The following is a 17564-nucleotide window of genomic DNA, read 5'->3' as shown; positions in this document are numbered from 1 at the left end:
GGGAGGCAATACCTGACTCGCCCAAGCACAATCACTCTCATCTGTCCACACCTCCCCTGGGGGTTGCATCGGAGTCCATGAGAGGAGCAGGCTTCCAACCCTCCGCGAAGGCAGACCATCACGCGACCTCGGGGGAAATGGCTTGCACCCACCATTGGATGCAGCGCTTCTCGGCTCACTGGACCGGCATGCCCGGAGACGCGCGCAAGGCATTGCAACGCTGAGCACGCTCGTCGGGCCGCCGGAGCGGGCGCTGACTCTCTGGACGGAGTGGATTCAGCGCCGGGGATTGAGTGTCGTTATCGTGGACGGGGATGACGTGCGCGCCGTTGTCTCCGCGTGGGCGGCGGCGCTCGCCAAGGAACGGGACCTGATGGGTGACGCGGAGGCGTTCGTCGTTCGCTCCCAGCCTCAGAGCCAGGCACGGACGCTCCAGTTCCGAGGCAAGACGGCGCACCAGCGGCGCGTATTGATGGAAGGCCTGACGCCCCCACAGGGCCAGTCCGCCACCTGGGAGCTGTGCCGGGCCCTGCTGGAGAGCCCGGCCCCGCCGCCGTCCGGTGTGCTTCCAGACGCGGTGAGTCAGGCCATTGCGCGCGCGCCGCTGCCGGCCCTCCAAACGCTGATGGCATTGGTCCCCGCCGGAAGCACGCCGGCCCTGCGCGTGCGGGCCGGCCCCTCTGACTTCCGGGCGCTCCGCACCGCCGCGGCCCTGTGCACCGCGGCCCCCGCGCTCACGACGGGCTGCGTGCTCGCCGCCGAGGTACTCGCAGAGCACCTCCAAAGGGAGGAGTCCCACGTCCTCGCCATGCTGCGGGAAGGCCGGCTGGACCTGGCCGAGCCGGAGCTCGACGAAGACACCCCCGAGCTCCCCGAAGCCGCGGTGGCGTCCACGCGCATCCGGCTCCGGCAGGAAGGCTCGTCCGAACAGGTCGTCGCGCTCTACGACTCGGCGGTGCGCACCATCGCCTCGGCCTACCGGGACGCCAATGGCCGCGCCCGGAGCGAGGCGGAGAAGTTCCTGCACGCCCGGCTCCAGGACCATGCCTCCACTCGAGGCCTCTTCGTCCTCAATGGCCACGTGGACCCGGTCGGAGGCGGCCGGAGGCTGGAAGTGGACCTGCTCTGCACGGAGCTGAACCTGGCCGTGGAAATCGACGGCTACTTCCACTTCCGCAGCCCCGACGGCTTCCGCCGAGACCGGCGCAAGGACGTTGCGCTCCAGTGCTCGGGCTACTGGGTGGTCCGCTTCCTCGCGGACGACGTGGTGACGCGACTGGAAGAGATTCTTGAAACCCTCGACACGTTGATTGCCACCCGCAGGGGTGAGTTCACCGGGAAGGAAGCATCGAATGGGAAGCGCTGACCACCGGCTGTCAGGCATTGCCTTGTCCTGGCTCATGACGCGCAGCGAGCGGCGCGGTACGCGCAAGGAATTGGAGGATGCGCTCCGGCCCTTCGTGGAGCATCAGCTCAGCCGTGCGGAATGGAAGCTCCGTTTCGAGGCGCTCATGGAGGCGCTGCTGGGCGGAGGAACAGTGGCGGTGCGCGGGCGCAGCGGCTTGGAGCTGACGCCCAAGGGCCGGACAGAGGTGCTGCGCTTCCTCCAGTTGGACCAGCCGCCGCGCGGGCTGACATGGAAGAAGCTGAAGGCCACGCACCTGGTGGCGCGCAGCTTGGACCTGCCGCCATCCAAGGCGGTGGTGACACGAATGAAGGGTGCCGACGGCGTGCGCGCCGCCGCGCTTCAGCGCCAGCACGGACTGGACACCGAGGAAGGCCTCACCCTGGCGCAGACGCGGGACCGGTTGTTGTGGCGGCAGCTCGGCGTCGAGACGGACCGGCCCTTCACCCTGAGCGCGGTGCAGGCCCACCTGCTCGGGCAGATGCTGGACGCGAAAACGACGGACCCGCGCAAGGGTGTGGAGCAGCTCGCGGCACGTGCGGCGGGCGCCCCCCGCGTGGATGCGGAGGCCGTGCGCCTGTCACTGATGCGACGGTGGGCTGTTGCGCAGGACGCCGGCGCCTCCGAGGACAAGCCGGCGGACCGTGAATCAACGAGCACGGGGGCCCCTCCCTCTCCGGCTGCCTTCGCCGAGCGCGTGCTGTCGGTCGCCCGCGCCCTTCCCACGGGCCGCTTCGGCGAGAACAAGGTCTTCATCTCCCACGTGTGGAAGGCCCTCCAGCCGGAGTGGAGCACCCGTGAGGCATTCGACGCGGCGCTCCTGGAGGCCAACCGAACCCGCCTGTTGTCCCTGACGCGCGCGGACCTCGTGTCCGCCATGGATCCGAAAGATGTCGCCGAGTCCGAGGTCCGGTCCTTCGGCGCCAGCTTCCACTTCGTCGTCGTCTAGCCCGACCCCAGGAGCGCCCCGTGGCCAACGACCCCCGTCTCGATATCTTCCTTGATGACTCTCGCGAGGTCTTCACCAGCGTCGAACAGGGCCAGCACATCTGGCAGGCGGATCCGTTCGATGTGGAGGCCCTCAACGCGCCGGCTCGCCGTTCCTTCAAGCGGCTGCTCGACAAGGCTTCCTCGGACACGCCCCCGAGCGCCGGCAAGCTGCTGCTCCTGCTCGGCGAATCCGGCAGCGGCAAGACGCACCTGGTGCGCGCCTTCCGCAACCTCGCGCATGGTCAGCGGAAGGGCTTCGTCGGCTACATGCCGATGACCGTCGATGCGACACAGTACGACCGCTACATCCTGTCCAACCTCATCGATTCCCTGGACAAGCCGTTCGTTCGGGCGGGAGGCGATGACGACAGCGGGCTGATGCACCTGTCGGACGCGCTCATAGCCCAGTGCAACAGCGCATTCGTACTGCACCTGCAGGACGAGAAGATTCTGGAGGATGAGGAGCTGCACGGCACCATCCGGGCCGTGGCGGACGAGCTGCTGCTGGACCCTCGCTTCCGGGAAGTGGAAGTCGACCTGCTGCGCGCCCTCATCTACCTGCATCGAAGAGACCCTCGGCTCAACCGCCGCATCTTCCACTGGCTGCGCTGCGAGGCACTGTCCGAGGCGGACCAGCGCGTCATTGGCAACCTCATCCCCCGGACCGCCGACGATGCGCCGGCGCGGATGGTGGAACACCTGGGGCGACTAATGGGCGGCCTGGGCCAGGCGCTCGTGCTCTGCGTCGACCAGGTCGAGGACGTCAGCGACTTCGAGCAGCGCCCGCAGATGGAGAGCTCCTTCCGGCGCGCGATGAACAGCCTCGCTGCCATCGCGAGCAAGGTGCCTCGCGCTGTCGTGGTCTTCTGCTGCCTCGCCGACTACTGGGCGAAGATGAAGCCCCTGCTCAACCAGGGAACGGTGGATCGCATCGAGAACGACCCCGAGCCCGTGACGCTGGAGCAGACGGTGACGGCCGACACTGCCAGGGACCTCGCGGCGCGGCGACTGCAAGACCTGTTCGAACAGCGAGGCTTCACGGTCTCCCCGTCGGACCCGACCTGGCCCATTCCGGCGAACGGCTTCGACGCGCTGGGCGGACACCGCGCCCGTCACGTCCTGGATGAGTGCCGCCGCTACCGCGACCGCGCCATCCAGGACGGCAAGCTGCCCGCCAGCTTCCCGTTGCAGCGTCCCCAGGGCCCGGGCATGGCGAAGACACCTTTGGCCCAGCAGCAGCAAGTCTCCAAGCTGGATATGGACCAGCTGTGGACGGACTTCCGCGCCACCCTGCGAATTGACCCGCCCGAAGAGCCCGCGGATGTCGCGGAACTGCTGGCCTGGGCCATTGAAGCCGGCGGCAAGGAGTTCGGAGACGCGAAGCGCTTCGACGTCAAGCCCAAGGACAAGGAGATGCTGGACGTCCAGGTCCACCCGGAGGGAAGCAAGCTCCTCGTCGCGCTATGTGAGAGGGACTCGCGTGGCGGCGGCCTCGGCAGGCAGATGACCGAAGCGCTCAAGAAGGCCGCGGGAAAGACACCTGTGGTTGTGCGGACCACCGACTTCCCTCCAGCCCGCCCCGGCGGTGTCGTCGCCGAGCAATTGGGCGCGCTGCTCCGCAAGGGCGGCCGCCGGGTCGTCGTCAGAGACACGGAGCTTCGGGACCTCATGGCCCTGCGCACCTTCCGTGAGAGGCATGCGGGTGAAGCCGCCCTCCTGGAATGGAGCCGGACGGCTCGCCCCATCACCCGGCTCAAGTCCGTGAGCGACATCCTGGGGCTGGAGAAGCCGGACGCCACACCCAGAGGTGGCACGGGTGTCCCGATGGGCAATGTCGGAGCCCGGAGCACCGCAACCAAGGCACAGACAGAGCTGTTCAACAGCCCACCGACGTTGCCGTATGGAACGCCTGTCCCGGCCGAAGTCCTCTCGGGAGCGAAGTCCACCCCTCCGGCCCGTACCGAAACGAGCGCACTGGAGGCGAGAGGCGTGCGCTCCGCCCGCGAGCCCATCGTCTCCCAGGGGGTCAAGAAAGGCCGGGCCGAATCCCTTTCGGATGACCCGTTGCAGGACATCACCATCGAATCACCGATGCTGACGGGCCGCACCATGACACCGCCCCAGGGAATGAAGCCCCCCATCGGCTTCAGGGGCAACGAGAGCCCCTCCGCCCCGCCTCTCTCGGAAACACCCACAGGACCGCTGCGGATTGGCTCCTCGGAAGGTGTGTTCAGCCAGGTGGTGACCGTGGACCCCTCCGAGCTGACCCGCCACAGCGCCTTCCTGGGCACCACGGGGAGCGGCAAGACGACGCTGGCGCTCAACGTCCTGGAGCAACTGCTCCTCCGAGGCGTTCCCGCCATCCTCGTCGACCGGAAGGGGGACCTCGCCGCGTACGCACGGGACCTCTCCTGGGAGGAACATCTGGACGACCCCGCGCTCATCGAAAGGCGCCGCCTGCTTCGCGAGCGCGTCGAGGTCGCGCTCTACACGCCGGGCCGCTCCGACGGACGGCCGCTGGCCATCCCTGTGATTCCACGCGGCCTTGAAAGCCTGTCGCCGGAAGAGCGTGAGCAGGGCGTGCAGCAGGCCGCGGACGCCATCGCGGGCATGCTCGAATACAAGACCAGCCCCAATGACAAGGCAGCCCGGGCGCTGCTCACGCAGGCCTTGCGCCTGTTGGTCCAGCGACCTCCGGGCACTGAACTGACCCTGGAGATGGTCCAGAAGTTCGTCGCGGAGCAGGACGAGTCGCTCCGGCAGGAAACGGGGGGCCTGCCGACCAAGACTTTCGCCAAGCTCGCCCAGGACCTCGAAGTGCTCCGGCTAGACCTCCGCCCCCTGCTGGCAACGGGTGGAGAACGTCTGGACATCAGCGAACTGCTTGGGCTCGGCGCCGCGAGCACACCGGGCAAGACGCGACTGAGCATCATCAGCACCAAGTTCCTGGGAGACCTCAGCCGCGTCCGCTTCTGGGTGTCTCAACTGCTGCTGGAGGCGAACCGCTGGACCAGCCAGCACCCCGCCTCCAAGCTCCAGGCCGTCATGCTCTTCGACGAAGCCGACATCTATCTGCCCGCGACGAGCAAGCCCGCGACGAAGCAACCGATGGAGAACCTGCTCAAGCGCGCGCGCTCGGCGGGCGTGGGCGTCATGCTGGGCACGCAGAGCCCGGGAGACCTGGACTACAAGTGCCGGGAGAACGTGCGCACCTGGTTCGTCGGCGGGGTGAAGGAAGACAACGCCCTGAAGAAGCTCAAGCCCATGTTCACCGAGGCCCGCATCGACGCCGAAACCCGCCTCCCCGGCCAGAAGCCGGGCCAGTTCCATGTCCTGCGCGAGGGGAAGGTCCAGCAACTGAAGGCGGACCGCTCCGCGATTCGCACCGACCAGCTCTCCGAGGACGAAATCCTCAAGGAGGCACGCCACACGCGGGAACGCGGCTCACGCTGACCTCACTGACTCCTACAGGGCGCCCCCGGACGCGGCCGCGTGGACGGAACGTTCATTCCGCCGCGACACCCCGTACAGGGGCCATGGACGACTCGGACTGGACGGAACGTTCCTGGTATCAAGCGCCTCGACATGAGCCGCCCGCCCTCCCCCACGCGCTTCCCGGACCGGACGTCCTTCGAGACGTTCGTGGCCCAGGGCTACAACCAGGTGCCCATGGTGCGGCGGCTCCCGCTCGGGGCGCTGCGTCCGGTAGACCTCCTGCGAGCCCTCCCAGCGGAAAGCCGGTTCCTGCTGGAGAGCACCCGGGTCAGCGCCGAGGGGCGCTATTCGTTCCTCGGCGCGAAGCCCTTCCTGCGCTTCACCGCGAAAGAGGGACAGTGCTTCATTGATGGTGCGCTCCAGAAGGGCACGCCGCGGGAGGTGCTGCGCTCGCTGCTACGCCGGTGGCGTGGCGTGCGTCATCCCGGAATGCCGCTCTTCTGCGGCGGCGCGGTGGGCTTCTTCGGCTACGAGGCCGCGCACTGTTTCGAGTCCCTGCCCCGGCACCCACGGGACGACCTGCACCTGCCCGAGATCGACCTGTCATTCATCGATACCTTCCTGACGGTGGACCACCACGAGGGCCAATTGCTCGCGGTGGCGACGGGCTCGGACTGGGGGGACTGTGAGCGCAGGTTGGACGCGTTGGAGGCCCACGTCCGCACCGCGACGCCCACGGCGCCACGCGTGCCCCCCCCGATGGATGGGCCCACCTCGGCGTATCGCTCCAACTTCACCCTCGATGCCTACCTGGACGCGGTCGAACGCGTACGCGAGTACATCCGCGCCGGTGACACGTATCAGGTCAATCTCTCACAGAGGCTGGAGGTGGACTTTCCCGGTGAGCCGCTCGCGCTCTATGAGACGCTGTCCGCCATCAACCCCGTCCACTTCGCCAGCTATCTCGAAGGTGACGGATTCCACGTCGTCAGCGCCTCACCGGAGCGGCTGGTGCGCGTGGAGAACGGCCGAGCCACCACGCGGCCCATCGCCGGAACGCGCCGGCGGGGCACGCCCGAAGAGGAAGCGCGCTTCGTCCACGAGTTGCGCACCAACGAGAAGGAGCGCGCCGAGCACGCCATGCTGGTGGACCTGGAGCGCAACGACCTGGGCCGGGTGTGCACCTATGGCTCGGTCGAGGTGACGAAGCTGATGGACATCGTCGAGTACGCCCACGTCCTCCACATTGAATCGGAGGTCGTCGGCCAGCTCGCGCCGGGCGTGGAGCCGCTGGACGTGGTGGGCGCGCTCTTCCCGGGAGGGACGATTACGGGCGTGCCGAAGATACGCACGATGCAAATCATCACCGAGCTGGAGCCACATGCGCGTGGGCTCTATACGGGCTCGCTGGGGTACCTGTCCTTCACGGGTGATTTGGATTTGAACATCGTCATCCGCACGCTGGTGGTGAAGGACGGCCAGGCCTACGCGCAGGTGGGAGGCGGCATCGTCCACGACTCGCAGCCCCGACAGGAATACAAGGAGACGCTCAACAAGGCGCGCTCGCAGCTCCTGGCCCTGGCATCGGTGGGGAGGCCGGGATGATTCTCGTCATCGACAACTTCGATTCCTTCACCTTCAACCTCGTGCAGGCGCTGGGTGCCCAGGGCGCCGAGCTGAAGGTGGTGCGCAATGACGCCATCACTGTCGCGCAGGTCGAAGCGCTCCGGCCCGACCACATCCTCATATCGCCCGGTCCCTGCACGCCCCACGAAGCTGGCGTGTCCATGGACGTCATCCGGGCCCTGGGCGGGCGGGTGCCCGTGCTCGGGGTGTGCTTGGGACATCAGTGCCTGGGCCAGGTGTTCGGCGCGAAGGTGGTGCGCGCACCGGTGCCCGTGCACGGCAAGACGGCAGCCATCGAGCACTCGGGCCAGGGCGTCTTCCGAGGACTGCCCGCCCCCTTCACCGCGGCCCGTTATCACTCCCTGGTCGTGGACGCGGAGAGCCTGCCGGCGTGCCTGGAAGTGACGGCGTGGCAGGATGGGCTCATCATGGGCCTCAAGCACCGCGAGCTGCCGCGCCTGGAAGGCGTCCAGTTCCACCCCGAATCGTTCCTCACGCCCCAGGGGCCCCGACTGCTCGCCAACTTCCTGGAGCCGGCGCACTGAGCGCACAGGAGGCCGCCATGTTCTCCACGGTCGCGGTGGACGGTGAGGTACGGCGCTGGGAAGAACTGCACCTGCGGGACTTCGCGCAGGGCTTCTTCTTCGGCGCGGGCTTCTTCACCACCTTCCGCATCGAGGCCGGCGAGCCCTGGTTCCTCGCCCGGCACCTGGCGCGGCTGCGCGCGAGCCTGGCCGCCTTCCCCGGCGCCGTCCGCACGCCACCGCCGGAGCACCTCGCTGAAGCCGCGGTGCGCGAAGCGATTGAGCGCTGCCTGCGAGCCGACGCCGCGATGGGCCCCGCGTTCCGAGGTGTGGGCAAGTTGTCGGCAAGTGATGGCCGGGTGCTGCTCACCTTCCGCGAGCACGCCCCAGACCTGGAGCGGATGCACCGCGAGGGACGGGCCCTGGACAGTCAGGAGCCGGGGGCCTACCGCCGCGGCGAGTCCACGCTGAATCACAAAGGCCTCGCCTACTTCCGGCAGTTCAGCGTGATGGAGCGCCTGCCCCTGCTCGGCAATGAGGCCGGCGAGGTCTGCGAGCTGCCCACGGCCAACGTCTTCTTCCAGTGCGGCGGGGTACTCGTCACGCCGCCTCTGTCCGCGCCGTGTCTCCCCGGCATCATCCGCGAAGTGCTTCTGGAGGCCGGACATGTGGGGACGCTGCCCATCGTGGAGCGGCCTTTCTCGTTCGCGCAGCTCGCGCAGGTGAGCGCCTGCGTCTTCACCAACTCCGCCCAGGTGGCCACCGGCGTACCGAGCCTCCTCGGCCGGCCGCTCCCCACCAGTCTGGCGCTGGCCCAGGGCATCCGGAGCCTCGTCGAGGCCGTCGCAGCGCGCGAACGCTGAGGCCCACCACGCGGCGGATGCCTACGGCGCGGGGACCGCCTCGCGTCGGTCCACGGGAGACGCGCGGCCCACAGGACGGATTTCCCAGACGGTGTTCCACACGGTGGACCAGTAGGCGTTCATCTCCAACCGGGCGACCTCGACGGCCTCGAAGGCAGCCGCGTCGACGGGCGGAGGCCTGGTATCGAACCAGAAGAAGCGCTCGTAGGCGGCGCCGTGCCGCCGCAGGTACGCCCCCAGTGTCTGCCGCGTCAGGAAGCCTCGCTCGGGGTAGCCATCCGCCACCACGGGGGCACGTGAGAAGGGATGGACCCACCAGAGTTGCGGCCCCAGGAGCAGGTCCCGCTCGGTGACGTGGGCCTCTACCCACGCCGGCAGCGGGGCAACGCGCTCGCGAAGGTGATGGAGCCCTAGCCGGGGCTGACGGACGCGCGCGTGCAGCGGCGCCCAGAGGTGTCCCGCCACCACCACCACGCCGGTGATGATGAGCACCGGAGGTGACATCAACCGGGAACGCTCCACGAGCGACACCAACACCGCCGCCGTCACCGGCACCAGCCCCACGCCCAGCGGCGCCAGCAGCCGGCCATCCAGCGTGTCCATCTGCGTGCGGGTGGCCGTCCAGAACAGGCCCGCGACATACGACACGGCCATCAGCGCCGCGGGCCGCAGCCGCTCCAGCGATGCATCCGGCGGGCGCTCCCCCCGAACACCGCGCAGCGCGGGCATCAGCAGCCACACCGTGGCCGCCACGCAGAGCACACCGAACGCGCCGAAGGACGCCTCCCCCAACAGGGTATCCACCCCACTGAGCAGCGAGGACAAGAGCCCCGCACCACGTGGTGCCCTCGGCGGCCCCATGGCGTGGCCGAACAACACAACGTTCCGGACGAACCACGGCGCCACCACGAGTCCGAGCCCCGCGCCCAGCGCCAGTGCATGTACGGCATGCCGCCGCGGCCCCCCCTCCTCACGCGCCCGGACGAAGCGCCACAACAGGAGCCCGGGCAGGACGAACAGCGCCGCGTAGCGAGTCAGCACCGCCAGGCCCAGCAGCGCCCCCACCAGGAAGGAACAGCCGGCACTGTCCGCACCCCGGACCTCCCGCGCCAGGGCGAGCGCGAGCAATGCGACGCACAAGGGCTCGGACCACGCCGCCGCCGCCACGTGCCCGAAGGGGCGGTAGAGGACGATGAGCACCGCGCACGTCCAGACGTAGCGCGCGCCCTGTCCCTCGGGAGCCATGGAGAAGAGCGCCGCGGCGAGCACGGCGAAGCACAGCAGGTGCAGGGTGACGACCGCCGCATCCGGCCCCAGCCACAACAGGGCCGCCCAGGCCATGGGAAACAGGGGCGGCCACAAGTCCAACGGCCGGGGCATGGCCGTGTCCACCGCGAGCAGCGTGCCCGACAACCCCGAGCCCGACAGCAGCCCACGCGCCACGGAGAGGTAGTGCAGCGAGTCCGGCGTGTACTCGACGCCCAGGCAGAAGAGGCTGAAGGCCGCCGTGACGCCGAAGACACCGAGCCAGAAGGCCCGAGCGGGGAAGCCGCCACGCTCACGGGCCGCGGAATCGTCCATGGCCCCGAAGTCTACACGCGGCGGGCGCGGCCTCAGGAAACGGAGAAGGACAACCCCTGGGACACTTCCTCGTCCGTCAGCAACCGCCACGCGCCCTCGGGCACGTCCAGCGTCACGCCGCCCACGGCCTCGCGGTGCAGGGTCCGCACCGGATGTCCCACCGCCGCCAGCATCCGCTTCACCTGGTGGTTGCGCCCTTCTGTCAGGGTGAGTTCCACCACGTCCGGCGCGCGCAGCCGGGCCCCCGCGGGCCGCGTCGGTCCGTCCTCCAGCACCAGGCCCTCACGCAGCCGGCGGAGCGCATCCTCCGGTGGCGGCCCCACCACGCCCGCCACGTAGCGCTTGGGCAGGTGCCGCTCGGGCGACGTCCCGTGTTGGACCAGACGCTCGTCGTTGGTGAAGAGCAGCAACCCCGTGGTGTCCCGGTCCAGACGGCCCACCGCGAGCCACTCATAGTCGCGCAGCGGCTGGGTGAGCCGCTCACGCAGACTCTCGAACACGGTGCCCACGCCTTCCGCGTCCGAGCCGTGAACCACCAGCCCCCCTGGCTTGTGGAACATCAGCGCCAACACGGGCGCCTCCAGGTGCCGCACCAACCCGTCCACCCGCACTTCCATCCCCGGACGCACCGGCGCGAAGGGCTCGTGCTCCACCCGCCCATCGAGCGTCACCCGTCCCTCGCGGATGGCCGCTTCCGCCTGGGCGCGAGGCATCACTCCGGCCTTCCCCAGGGCCCTCGCCAACCAGTCCGACCTTCCAGAGGGTTGCACGTCCTCCGGCCCCCTCCGCCGTGCCGCTTCCAGCCACCTCGGGGTCCGCTGCTTCCGCGCCATCCACCCACGTCCTCTCTCATTCCACCCACCTTCGCCCGCGCCCTCCACCGCCCACCCTGCCTGCGTACCAGGCTCCGTCCAGGCCAGCCATGCAGCATGTCTACCTTCTGAGGCGAAGGCACGCGGGGACGATGACCTGTGAAGCCCTCGCGACAGTTTCCCCCTCGGAACCTGAAGGAGTCAGCATGGGAAGCGTCATTGACGGCAGCATCCAAGGCAGCGGGTACGGGCAGCGCTCGGAAGAGGGCTCCCGCATCGCCCGTGACGAGTCCGGTACGTCCGGAATCGCGCAGACCGGCAAGGAGCAGGCGAAGCAATTGGGCAGCGCCGCGAAGAAGCGCGTTTACCACCAGGTGGAGAGCCGCCGGGGTGACGTGGCCAAGGGGATGCGGGGACTCGTCTCCAGGCTGGAGAGCATCTCGGACAGGGACGAGGCGAAAGTGGCGCGGCCGCTGCTCGGCAGCGCAGCGGGACTGCTTCGCCGCACGTCCGACCGGCTGGAGAACGAAACCACCGAAGAGCTGCTCGCGGATGCCCAGACACAGGTCCGCGAGCGGCCCGGACTCTTCATCGCGGGGTGCGTGGCCGCGGGCTTCGTACTCGGCCGGCTCATCAAGTCTTGAGTGGAGGATTCAGGAAAAACGCGCTGATGGGCGGAACTCCCAGGAGGAGGCGGACCTGAACCCGCGACGTTGAAGGTGCGGAGCGCCGGGCGAGGCAGGCGGGCGGCGCCCCTGGAGCCAAGGGGTGTGACCCACTGCCGTTTGACTCGGCGTGGAGCGTCTGCCATGTGCGCCGCCGTGGCCGTCCCTCCCGAACTCCTCACCGCCGTCAGTCATTCCCCGCCGCCGGGCCCCGCCGTCGCCTTCACCATCCGGCTGGGCGAGGCGCTGCACCGCTACGGCACGCCCGCGCATCGCCTGGAGCTGCTGATGCAGCGGGTGTCGGAGCGCTTCGGACTGGAGGGGCGCTTCTTCTCCACCCCCACGTCCATCTTCTCGTCCTTCGGACCGCCGGAGGCCCTGCGCACCTCGCTCATCCGCGTGGAGCCGGGGGACATGGACCTGGAACGGCTGACGCTGCTGGACACGCTGGCGGACGAAGTCATCCACGGCCAGGTGCCTCCGACGGAAGGGGCCCAGCGCGTGGACGCCATCCTCGCGCAACCCGAGCGCTTCGGCCCCGCGCTCCAGCTCCTGTGCTGGACGCTCGCGGGCGGCGCCGCGGGGCGGTTGTTCGGCGGAGGACTCAAGGAGATGGCGGTGGCCGCGTTCAGCAGCCTGCTCATCGGCACCCTGGGCGTGCTCACCCGGAAGCAGCCCACCACGGCCCGGGTGCTGGAGCCGGTGGCCGCCATCCTGTCCTCCGCCGTCGCCGCGCTGGCCGCGAGCCTGATGGGGCCGCTGTCCGCGCAGGTGGCCACGCTGGCGGGCCTCATCGTCCTGCTCCCCGGCCTGTCCCTGACGGTGGCCATCAACGAGCTGGCCACCCGCAACCTCATCTCCGGCACCTCACGGCTCACGGCGGCGGCGCTCGTCTTCCTCCAGTTGGGCTTCGGTGTCGCCCTGGGCAGCCGGCTGTCGGTGGTGCTGCCCGAGCCGCCCGTGGCGCCGCTGCCGCCCGCGCTGCCGGACTGGACGCAGCTGCTCATGCTGCTGGTGGCCATCTTCGCGGTATGCGTGCTCTTCCGCGCGCGCCCCAGGGATTGGGGCTGGATTGCCGGAGCCTGCACCTTCGCGTTCGCGGGGGCCCGTCTGGGCTCGCTGCTGCTGGGGGCTCAGTTGGGTGCCTTCGTGGGCGCGCTGCTGCTGGCCATGGGCAGCAACGCGCTGGCCCGGCTGCGCAACAAGCCCTCCATCACCACGCTGGTGCCCGGACTCATGCTGCTGGTGCCCGGCAGTGTGGGCTTCCGCAGCCTGTCATCCCTGCTGGAGCGGGACGTGGTGGCCGGCGTGGACACGGCCTTCTCCATGCTGATGGTGGCCGTGGCGTTGGTGGCCGGACTGCTGTCCGCCAACGCCCTGGTCCCCACCCGCAAGGTGCTCTGACTCAGCCCAGGCGGGTGACGTACACCGCCACCAGCGTCAGCAGGAAGTAGTGCACCAGTCCGCCCGCGCCGGCGTAGTCCTTCGCCACCCGCTGGCCGAAGAAGAGCGCCACCAGCGACACCGCGGAGAGCAGCGCGCCCCAGAAGGCCAGCGTCGCGCTGCCCGTGGCCACCAGCGACACCAGCCCCGCGGCGCTGAGCGCGCCCGCCGCCAGCTCCAGCACGGTGACGGTGGCCAGCATCAGCGGCACCACGCCGCGCAGGGGGCTCTTGGAAAAGTGGCCCGTGAGCCAGCCCAGGTTGCCCTTCCAGTCGATGACCTTGTCGAGGCCGGACTGGAGGAAGAGGATGGCCAGGAAGACGGCGCAGAGCGCCTGGAGCAGCCAGACAGTGAATTGGGGGGATTCGAAGGGCGGCATGGCGCGGCCACTCTAGCCGCCTTGGGGCCGGGCCCAAGCCTTCTTGGCAGGACAGCAGGCGGGCAGGCCAAAGCGCCACCCGTCCCTACCCTTCTGTGACGGCAGCCCTACCTTGACGGGTATGGCAACCGAGCAGACCGCCCGGCGGGTGTTCACTGGCCTCATCATTCTTTCCATCATCCTGCTGGCCCTGGTTGTCCGCCCGTTCGCCAAGGCCTTCTTCCTGGCGGCGGTGCTCGCGGGAACCTTCTACGGCCTCTACTCGCGGCTGAGCCGGAAGCTCCGCGGACACAACAACCTGGCGGCGGGGGTCATCGTCTCGGGAGTCATCCTGGCCCTGCTCCTCCCCTTGGGAGGTCTCACGGCCTTCGTCGTCACCGAGGTGTCGGACGGCGTGAAGTTCGTCTCCGACACGGTGCAGCGGGAAGGGATGGAAGGACTGATTGGCAAGATTCCCAGCCCCGTGCGAGGCCCGATAGAGAGGCTGCTGGAGCGCATCCCCCTGGAGCAGGCCCAACTCGACGAGACGCTCCAGCAGCAGGTGAGCACCCAGGGCGGCACAGCGGCGCGGGCCGTCACCGGAGCGGTGGCGGCGACGGGCTCCATCGCGTTCCAGGCGGTGATGATGCTCATCGCCCTCTTCTTCCTGCTGACGGAGGGCGCGCGGCTGGTGAGCTGGGTGGAGAGCGTCTCGCCACTTCGGCGCGGCCAGACGGGGGAAATCCTGCGGGAGTTCCGCAGCGTCTCCGTGGCGGTGCTCGTCTCGTCGGTGGCCACCGCGGGCGTGCAGGCGGCGGCGGCGCTCGTCGGTTTCCTCATCGCCCGCGTCCCCGCGGCGCTCTTCTTCGCGGGCGTGGCGTTCTTCATGGCGCTCATCCCCGCTGTGGGCGCCGCCATCGTGGTGCTGGTCGCCGCGGCGCTGATGTTCTTCAGCGGCCACCCGTGGGCGGCGCTGTTCCTCGCCATCTGGGGCACCGTGGTGGTGGGGCTGGTGGACAACATCGTGAAGCCGCTGCTGGCCAGGCGCGGCATGCACCAGCACGCGGCCATAGTCTTCTTCGCCCTGCTCGGAGGCCTGGCCGCGTTTGGCACGGTGGGCCTGCTGTTGGGGCCCCTCATCGTGGCCTTCTTCCTGGCCCTGCTGCGCATCTACGAGCGCGACTACGGCCGGCCCACGCCGCGCCCCGGAGACCCGGCCACGCCCGGAGGCCCGGGCGGCGGCGAAAGCCTCATCATCCGCCCGTCCGTGCTGTCGGCGGAGACGCACGAGCGCGTGCCCCTGTCGCCCACGCCGCCGGAGAACCACTGAGGCTCCGCTGAAACAACACGGCCCCGCTTCCCGCGCGAAACGGGAAGCAGGGCCGCGACACTTCAAGCGGGGAGGCTCAGAACGCCGAGCCGTTGACGCGCCGGCCCGGCGAGGCCTGCAGGCTGGACAGGCTGGTGTGCAGCACGAAGGTCGCCGTGGCGCCCAGGTCCGGGCTGCGGTTGGCGGACACGCCATCCGTGCCACTCACACCGGAGGACAGCACCGCGGACTCCACCACCGTGCCGGTGGCCGTCTTCACGATGACGGTGTCACCGCTGTTGGACAGGCCCAGCGTGCCCGTGGAGGCGGACACCGCGTTGGGCGTGCCGGCCGGGATGCCCGCCTCGCCGCCGAACACCACGATGACGCCGCCCGCCGCCAGCGAGGTGCCACCGGGGAAGGTGTGACGCAGGCTGGCCGCGTCGGACACCGTCCACCCGCTCAGGTCCACCGCCCCGGTGCCGGTGTTCACCAACTCCACGAACTCGCCCGCGACGTTCGAGCCCGGCTCGTTGACCATCACCTCGTTGATGATGACCGTGCCCGTGCCACCCGCCGGAGCCGTGGTGATGGTGAAGGCCGCGTTGCTGGTGTTGCTGACGCTGGCGTTGGACGCGTCGCTGATGCGGACCCGCGCGGTGGTGGTGGCGCTGGACGGCACCGTCCACGCGTAGCTGCCCGCGGAGGCGGCCGTGCTGGCGACCAGGGTGCTCCAGGTGCTGCCATTGAGCGTGTACTCCAGCTTCACGTTCGTGACGCTGGTCGACGTCCAGGTGATGTTACGCACGCTCCCGCCCGCCCAGCTCTCACCGCCGTTGGGCGACGTCACCGAGACGGAGGCATTGTTGCCGGGCGAGCTGTCGCCCGGGATGATGAAGTCCTTGATGACGGCCATGTGCTGCATGCCAGAGGCCCCGCTGTCACCGGACAGCGCGGGCGCGATGTCGCTCAGCGGCGAGTAAACGCGCGTATCCACCACCAGGCCGTTGGTGAAGGTGCTGCCGCCGATGACAACGGACGTCTGGTACGCGAACAAGTCATTGTCCACCAGCACGTGGTCATACGGCGAGTTGCGGCCCGCGTTGGTGTTGCCGTTGCCGTTCTTGTCCACCGGGTGCGGGCCCGCCGTGCGCACCACCTGGGACAGCGTGCCGAAAGCAGACTCGTTGCGGCTGCCAGTGTTCAAGTCTCCGCCGATGACCAGGTAGTCGCCCGCGGGGATGTTGGCCTTGATGCGGCTGACCAGACTGCTGGCCTCCGAGTTGCGGTTGCTGGTTCCCGTGGTGAGGAAGTGCACGCTCACCGCCCAGAGGTCCTTCGGGCCCGGCACGTCAATGCGCGCCCAGGCGAAGTCACGGTTGGAGACGTACGGGTCATCCCACTCGCCCGAGGCGATGATGGGGTAGCGGCTGATGATGCCGTTGGGAATCTGCGCCCCACCCTCGCGGTAGTAGTGGAACTGTGTGCCGAACGCCGTGTCCACGAAGCCACGGAGGTCCGCCGCAGAGTTCGACTTGTAGTTGAACTCCTGAATCATCACCACGTCGGCGTCCGTGCCCTGGAAGATGCGGATGCCGTGGCCCGGGTCGTAGTCCTGCCCGTTGCCGCTGGACGTGTTGGCCGCCAGCAGGCGAAGGCGGACCTCGCCCAGCGCGTCCTGCCGCTGCCCGACTTCCGCGCCGTCGAGCCCCACGGGCTCCAGCGCCGAGTCCTCGCCACCACACGCCGCGAGCACCGCCAGCAACAGCGCGGCGGCATGTCGCCGCCAGTTCGACTGCACACGGCTTGAAGGAGTTGCGTCGTCACGCATGATGTCCGGTCCTGCCCCTGACAAGGAGCCGTTGAGTGGTCGGATGAGACATCCACACGCTACCCGATTCACGGGGAATGCGATGCTCGCCCGTCTTCGTTATCGAGCGAAACGCAGACACGTTGCGTGAAACATCGGTGAAACCGTCTGGGACGGGCTCTACAGCGCGGCGGCGGACAGGGCGACGGCGAGGTAACGGAGGCCCTTGCCGAGCGTGACGAAGATGACGAAAGGCACCAGGCGCACCCCCAGCATGCCGCCGGCGATGACGAAGGCGTCACCCACCACGGGCAGCCAGGACATGACGAGCGCGGGCGCGCCCCACTTCCGCGTCCAGGCCTCCACGCGCTGCATGCGAGGCCCCTCCTTCTCACGACGCCGCGCGTACCAGCGCCCCAAGGCGCCTCCACCACCGCCCGCCACCCACCGGCCCAGCACGTAGAGCGACAGCGCGCCCAGCACGTTGCCGGTGGTGGCCACTCCAATGGCGGTGATGGGCGCCGTCCCGCCGTAGACGAGCGCGGCCAGCAGCGCCTCCGACGGCACTGGCACCACGGAGCCCGCAAGCATCGCGATGAGGAACAGCCCCGGGAGGCCCCAGGTGGCGAGTACGGACGGGTCGGGCATCAACGATTCGAAGGTGAGAGCCCCCAAGCCTGCCATGCCCCCCCGCCGCGGCGCACGCGCTCAGATACCCAGGGCGCAAGGTCTGCGCCCCACCC

Annotated in this window: 14 protein-coding genes; 9 read left to right on the top strand and 5 right to left on the bottom strand. The window is 69.3% G+C overall.

The genetic code is table 11. From position 1 onward, the window contains the following. Positions 1-289: 289 nt before the first annotated feature. The 6 genes from F8M74_RS16210 to F8M74_RS16185 all read left to right on the top strand — a co-directional run bounded on the left by F8M74_RS16210 (position 290) and on the right by F8M74_RS16185 (position 8843). Positions 290-1366 carry an endonuclease domain-containing protein gene (locus tag F8M74_RS16210; RefSeq protein WP_228560625.1) on the top strand — a complete coding sequence of 359 codons (1077 nt, stop codon included), beginning with the start codon at positions 290-292 and terminating at the stop codon, positions 1364-1366. Next, complete coding sequence (locus tag F8M74_RS16205) at positions 1353-2354, top strand: hypothetical protein (protein WP_141257313.1); 1002 nt, start codon at positions 1353-1355, stop codon at positions 2352-2354. Before F8M74_RS16210 ends, F8M74_RS16205 begins: the two co-directional genes overlap by 14 nt. A 20-nt stretch (positions 2355-2374) precedes the next feature. Further along, entirely contained in the window at positions 2375-5848 is a 3474-nt protein-coding gene (locus F8M74_RS16200) for a DUF87 domain-containing protein (protein ID WP_141257312.1), read from the top strand. Positions 5849-5980: 132 nt separating this feature from the next. Continuing rightward, positions 5981-7435, top strand: coding sequence for an anthranilate synthase component I family protein (locus tag F8M74_RS16195; protein WP_141257311.1), 1455 nt, complete (start codon positions 5981-5983; stop codon positions 7433-7435). Then, positions 7432-8001 carry an aminodeoxychorismate/anthranilate synthase component II gene (locus F8M74_RS16190; RefSeq protein WP_141257310.1) on the top strand — a complete coding sequence of 190 codons (570 nt, stop codon included), beginning with the start codon at positions 7432-7434 and terminating at the stop codon, positions 7999-8001. The genes F8M74_RS16195 and F8M74_RS16190 overlap by 4 nt, the downstream gene beginning before the upstream one ends. Before the next feature lie 17 nt (positions 8002-8018). Next, a complete protein-coding gene (locus F8M74_RS16185) occupies positions 8019-8843 on the top strand; it encodes an aminotransferase class IV (protein WP_141257309.1) in 825 nt (274 codons plus the stop codon). Positions 8844-8864: 21 nt separating this feature from the next. Here the strand turns inward: F8M74_RS16185 and F8M74_RS16180 are convergent, their stop codons facing one another. Then, a complete protein-coding gene (locus F8M74_RS16180) occupies positions 8865-10424 on the bottom strand; it encodes a hypothetical protein (RefSeq protein WP_141257308.1) in 1560 nt (519 codons plus the stop codon). Between the two features lie 32 nt (positions 10425-10456). Beyond that, positions 10457-11257 carry a pseudouridine synthase gene (locus tag F8M74_RS16175; protein WP_141257307.1) on the bottom strand — a complete coding sequence of 267 codons (801 nt, stop codon included), beginning with the start codon at positions 11255-11257 and terminating at the stop codon, positions 10457-10459. A gap of 185 nt (positions 11258-11442) precedes the next feature. Here F8M74_RS16175 and F8M74_RS16170 point away from each other — a divergent pair, with 185 nt between their 5' ends. Together F8M74_RS16170 and F8M74_RS16165 are read left to right on the top strand one after the other, a co-directional pair. Beyond that, on the top strand, positions 11443-11880 hold the full coding sequence (locus F8M74_RS16170) for a hypothetical protein (protein ID WP_141258988.1): 438 nt from the start codon (positions 11443-11445) through the stop codon (positions 11878-11880). A gap of 165 nt (positions 11881-12045) precedes the next feature. Next, positions 12046-13305: a threonine/serine exporter ThrE family protein gene (locus tag F8M74_RS16165; RefSeq protein ID WP_141258989.1), complete on the top strand. Its 1260-nt coding sequence runs from the start codon at positions 12046-12048 to the stop codon at positions 13303-13305. Between the two features lies 1 nt (position 13306). Here the strand turns inward: F8M74_RS16165 and F8M74_RS16160 are convergent, their stop codons facing one another. Next, positions 13307-13723 carry a DoxX family protein gene (locus F8M74_RS16160; protein ID WP_141258990.1) on the bottom strand — a complete coding sequence of 139 codons (417 nt, stop codon included), beginning with the start codon at positions 13721-13723 and terminating at the stop codon, positions 13307-13309. A 121-nt stretch (positions 13724-13844) separates the two neighbouring features. Here F8M74_RS16160 and F8M74_RS16155 point away from each other — a divergent pair, with 121 nt between their 5' ends. Beyond that, on the top strand, positions 13845-15032 hold the full coding sequence (locus F8M74_RS16155; protein ID WP_141258991.1) for an AI-2E family transporter: 1188 nt from the start codon (positions 13845-13847) through the stop codon (positions 15030-15032). A gap of 76 nt (positions 15033-15108) precedes the next feature. Here F8M74_RS16155 and F8M74_RS16150 read toward each other — a convergent pair whose 3' ends face one another. Together F8M74_RS16150 and F8M74_RS16145 are read right to left on the bottom strand one after the other, a co-directional pair. Next, a complete protein-coding gene (locus F8M74_RS16150) occupies positions 15109-16842 on the bottom strand; it encodes a lamin tail domain-containing protein (RefSeq protein WP_141258992.1) in 1734 nt (577 codons plus the stop codon). 159 nt (positions 16843-17001) lie between these two features. Continuing rightward, entirely contained in the window at positions 17002-17469 is a 468-nt protein-coding gene (locus tag F8M74_RS16145) for a YqaA family protein (RefSeq protein WP_141279724.1), read from the bottom strand. Positions 17470-17564: the final 95 nt, after the last annotated feature.

It is taken from the genome of Myxococcus sp. CA023 (assembly GCF_010998615.1).
Classification (GTDB): Bacteria; Myxococcota; Myxococcia; order Myxococcales; family Myxococcaceae; genus Myxococcus.
The sequence above is the reverse complement of the archived record's forward strand: the minus strand, read 5'-3'. Positions and strand labels throughout refer to the sequence as shown.

Bases quoted from the DNA above. Each gene is read 5' to 3' on its own strand.
- F8M74_RS16205 (WP_141257313.1), top strand. From the start codon at position 1,353: ATGGGAAGCGCTGACCACCGGCTGTCAGGCATTGCCTTGTCCTGGCTC.
- F8M74_RS16195 (WP_141257311.1), top strand. From the start codon at position 5,981: ATGAGCCGCCCGCCCTCCCCCACGCGCTTCCCGGACCGGACGTCCTTC.
- F8M74_RS16190 (WP_141257310.1), top strand. From the start codon at position 7,432: ATGATTCTCGTCATCGACAACTTCGATTCCTTCACCTTCAACCTCGTG.
- F8M74_RS16185 (WP_141257309.1), top strand. From the start codon at position 8,019: ATGTTCTCCACGGTCGCGGTGGACGGTGAGGTACGGCGCTGGGAAGAA.
- F8M74_RS16180 (WP_141257308.1), bottom strand. From the start codon at position 10,424: ATGGACGATTCCGCGGCCCGTGAGCGTGGCGGCTTCCCCGCTCGGGCC.
- F8M74_RS16175 (WP_141257307.1), bottom strand. From the start codon at position 11,257: ATGGCGCGGAAGCAGCGGACCCCGAGGTGGCTGGAAGCGGCACGGCGG.
- F8M74_RS16170 (WP_141258988.1), top strand. From the start codon at position 11,443: ATGGGAAGCGTCATTGACGGCAGCATCCAAGGCAGCGGGTACGGGCAG.
- F8M74_RS16165 (WP_141258989.1), top strand. From the start codon at position 12,046: ATGTGCGCCGCCGTGGCCGTCCCTCCCGAACTCCTCACCGCCGTCAGT.
- F8M74_RS16160 (WP_141258990.1), bottom strand. From the start codon at position 13,723: ATGCCGCCCTTCGAATCCCCCCAATTCACTGTCTGGCTGCTCCAGGCG.
- F8M74_RS16155 (WP_141258991.1), top strand. From the start codon at position 13,845: ATGGCAACCGAGCAGACCGCCCGGCGGGTGTTCACTGGCCTCATCATT.
- F8M74_RS16150 (WP_141258992.1), bottom strand. From the start codon at position 16,842: ATGCGTGACGACGCAACTCCTTCAAGCCGTGTGCAGTCGAACTGGCGG.
- F8M74_RS16145 (WP_141279724.1), bottom strand. From the start codon at position 17,469: ATGCCCGACCCGTCCGTACTCGCCACCTGGGGCCTCCCGGGGCTGTTC.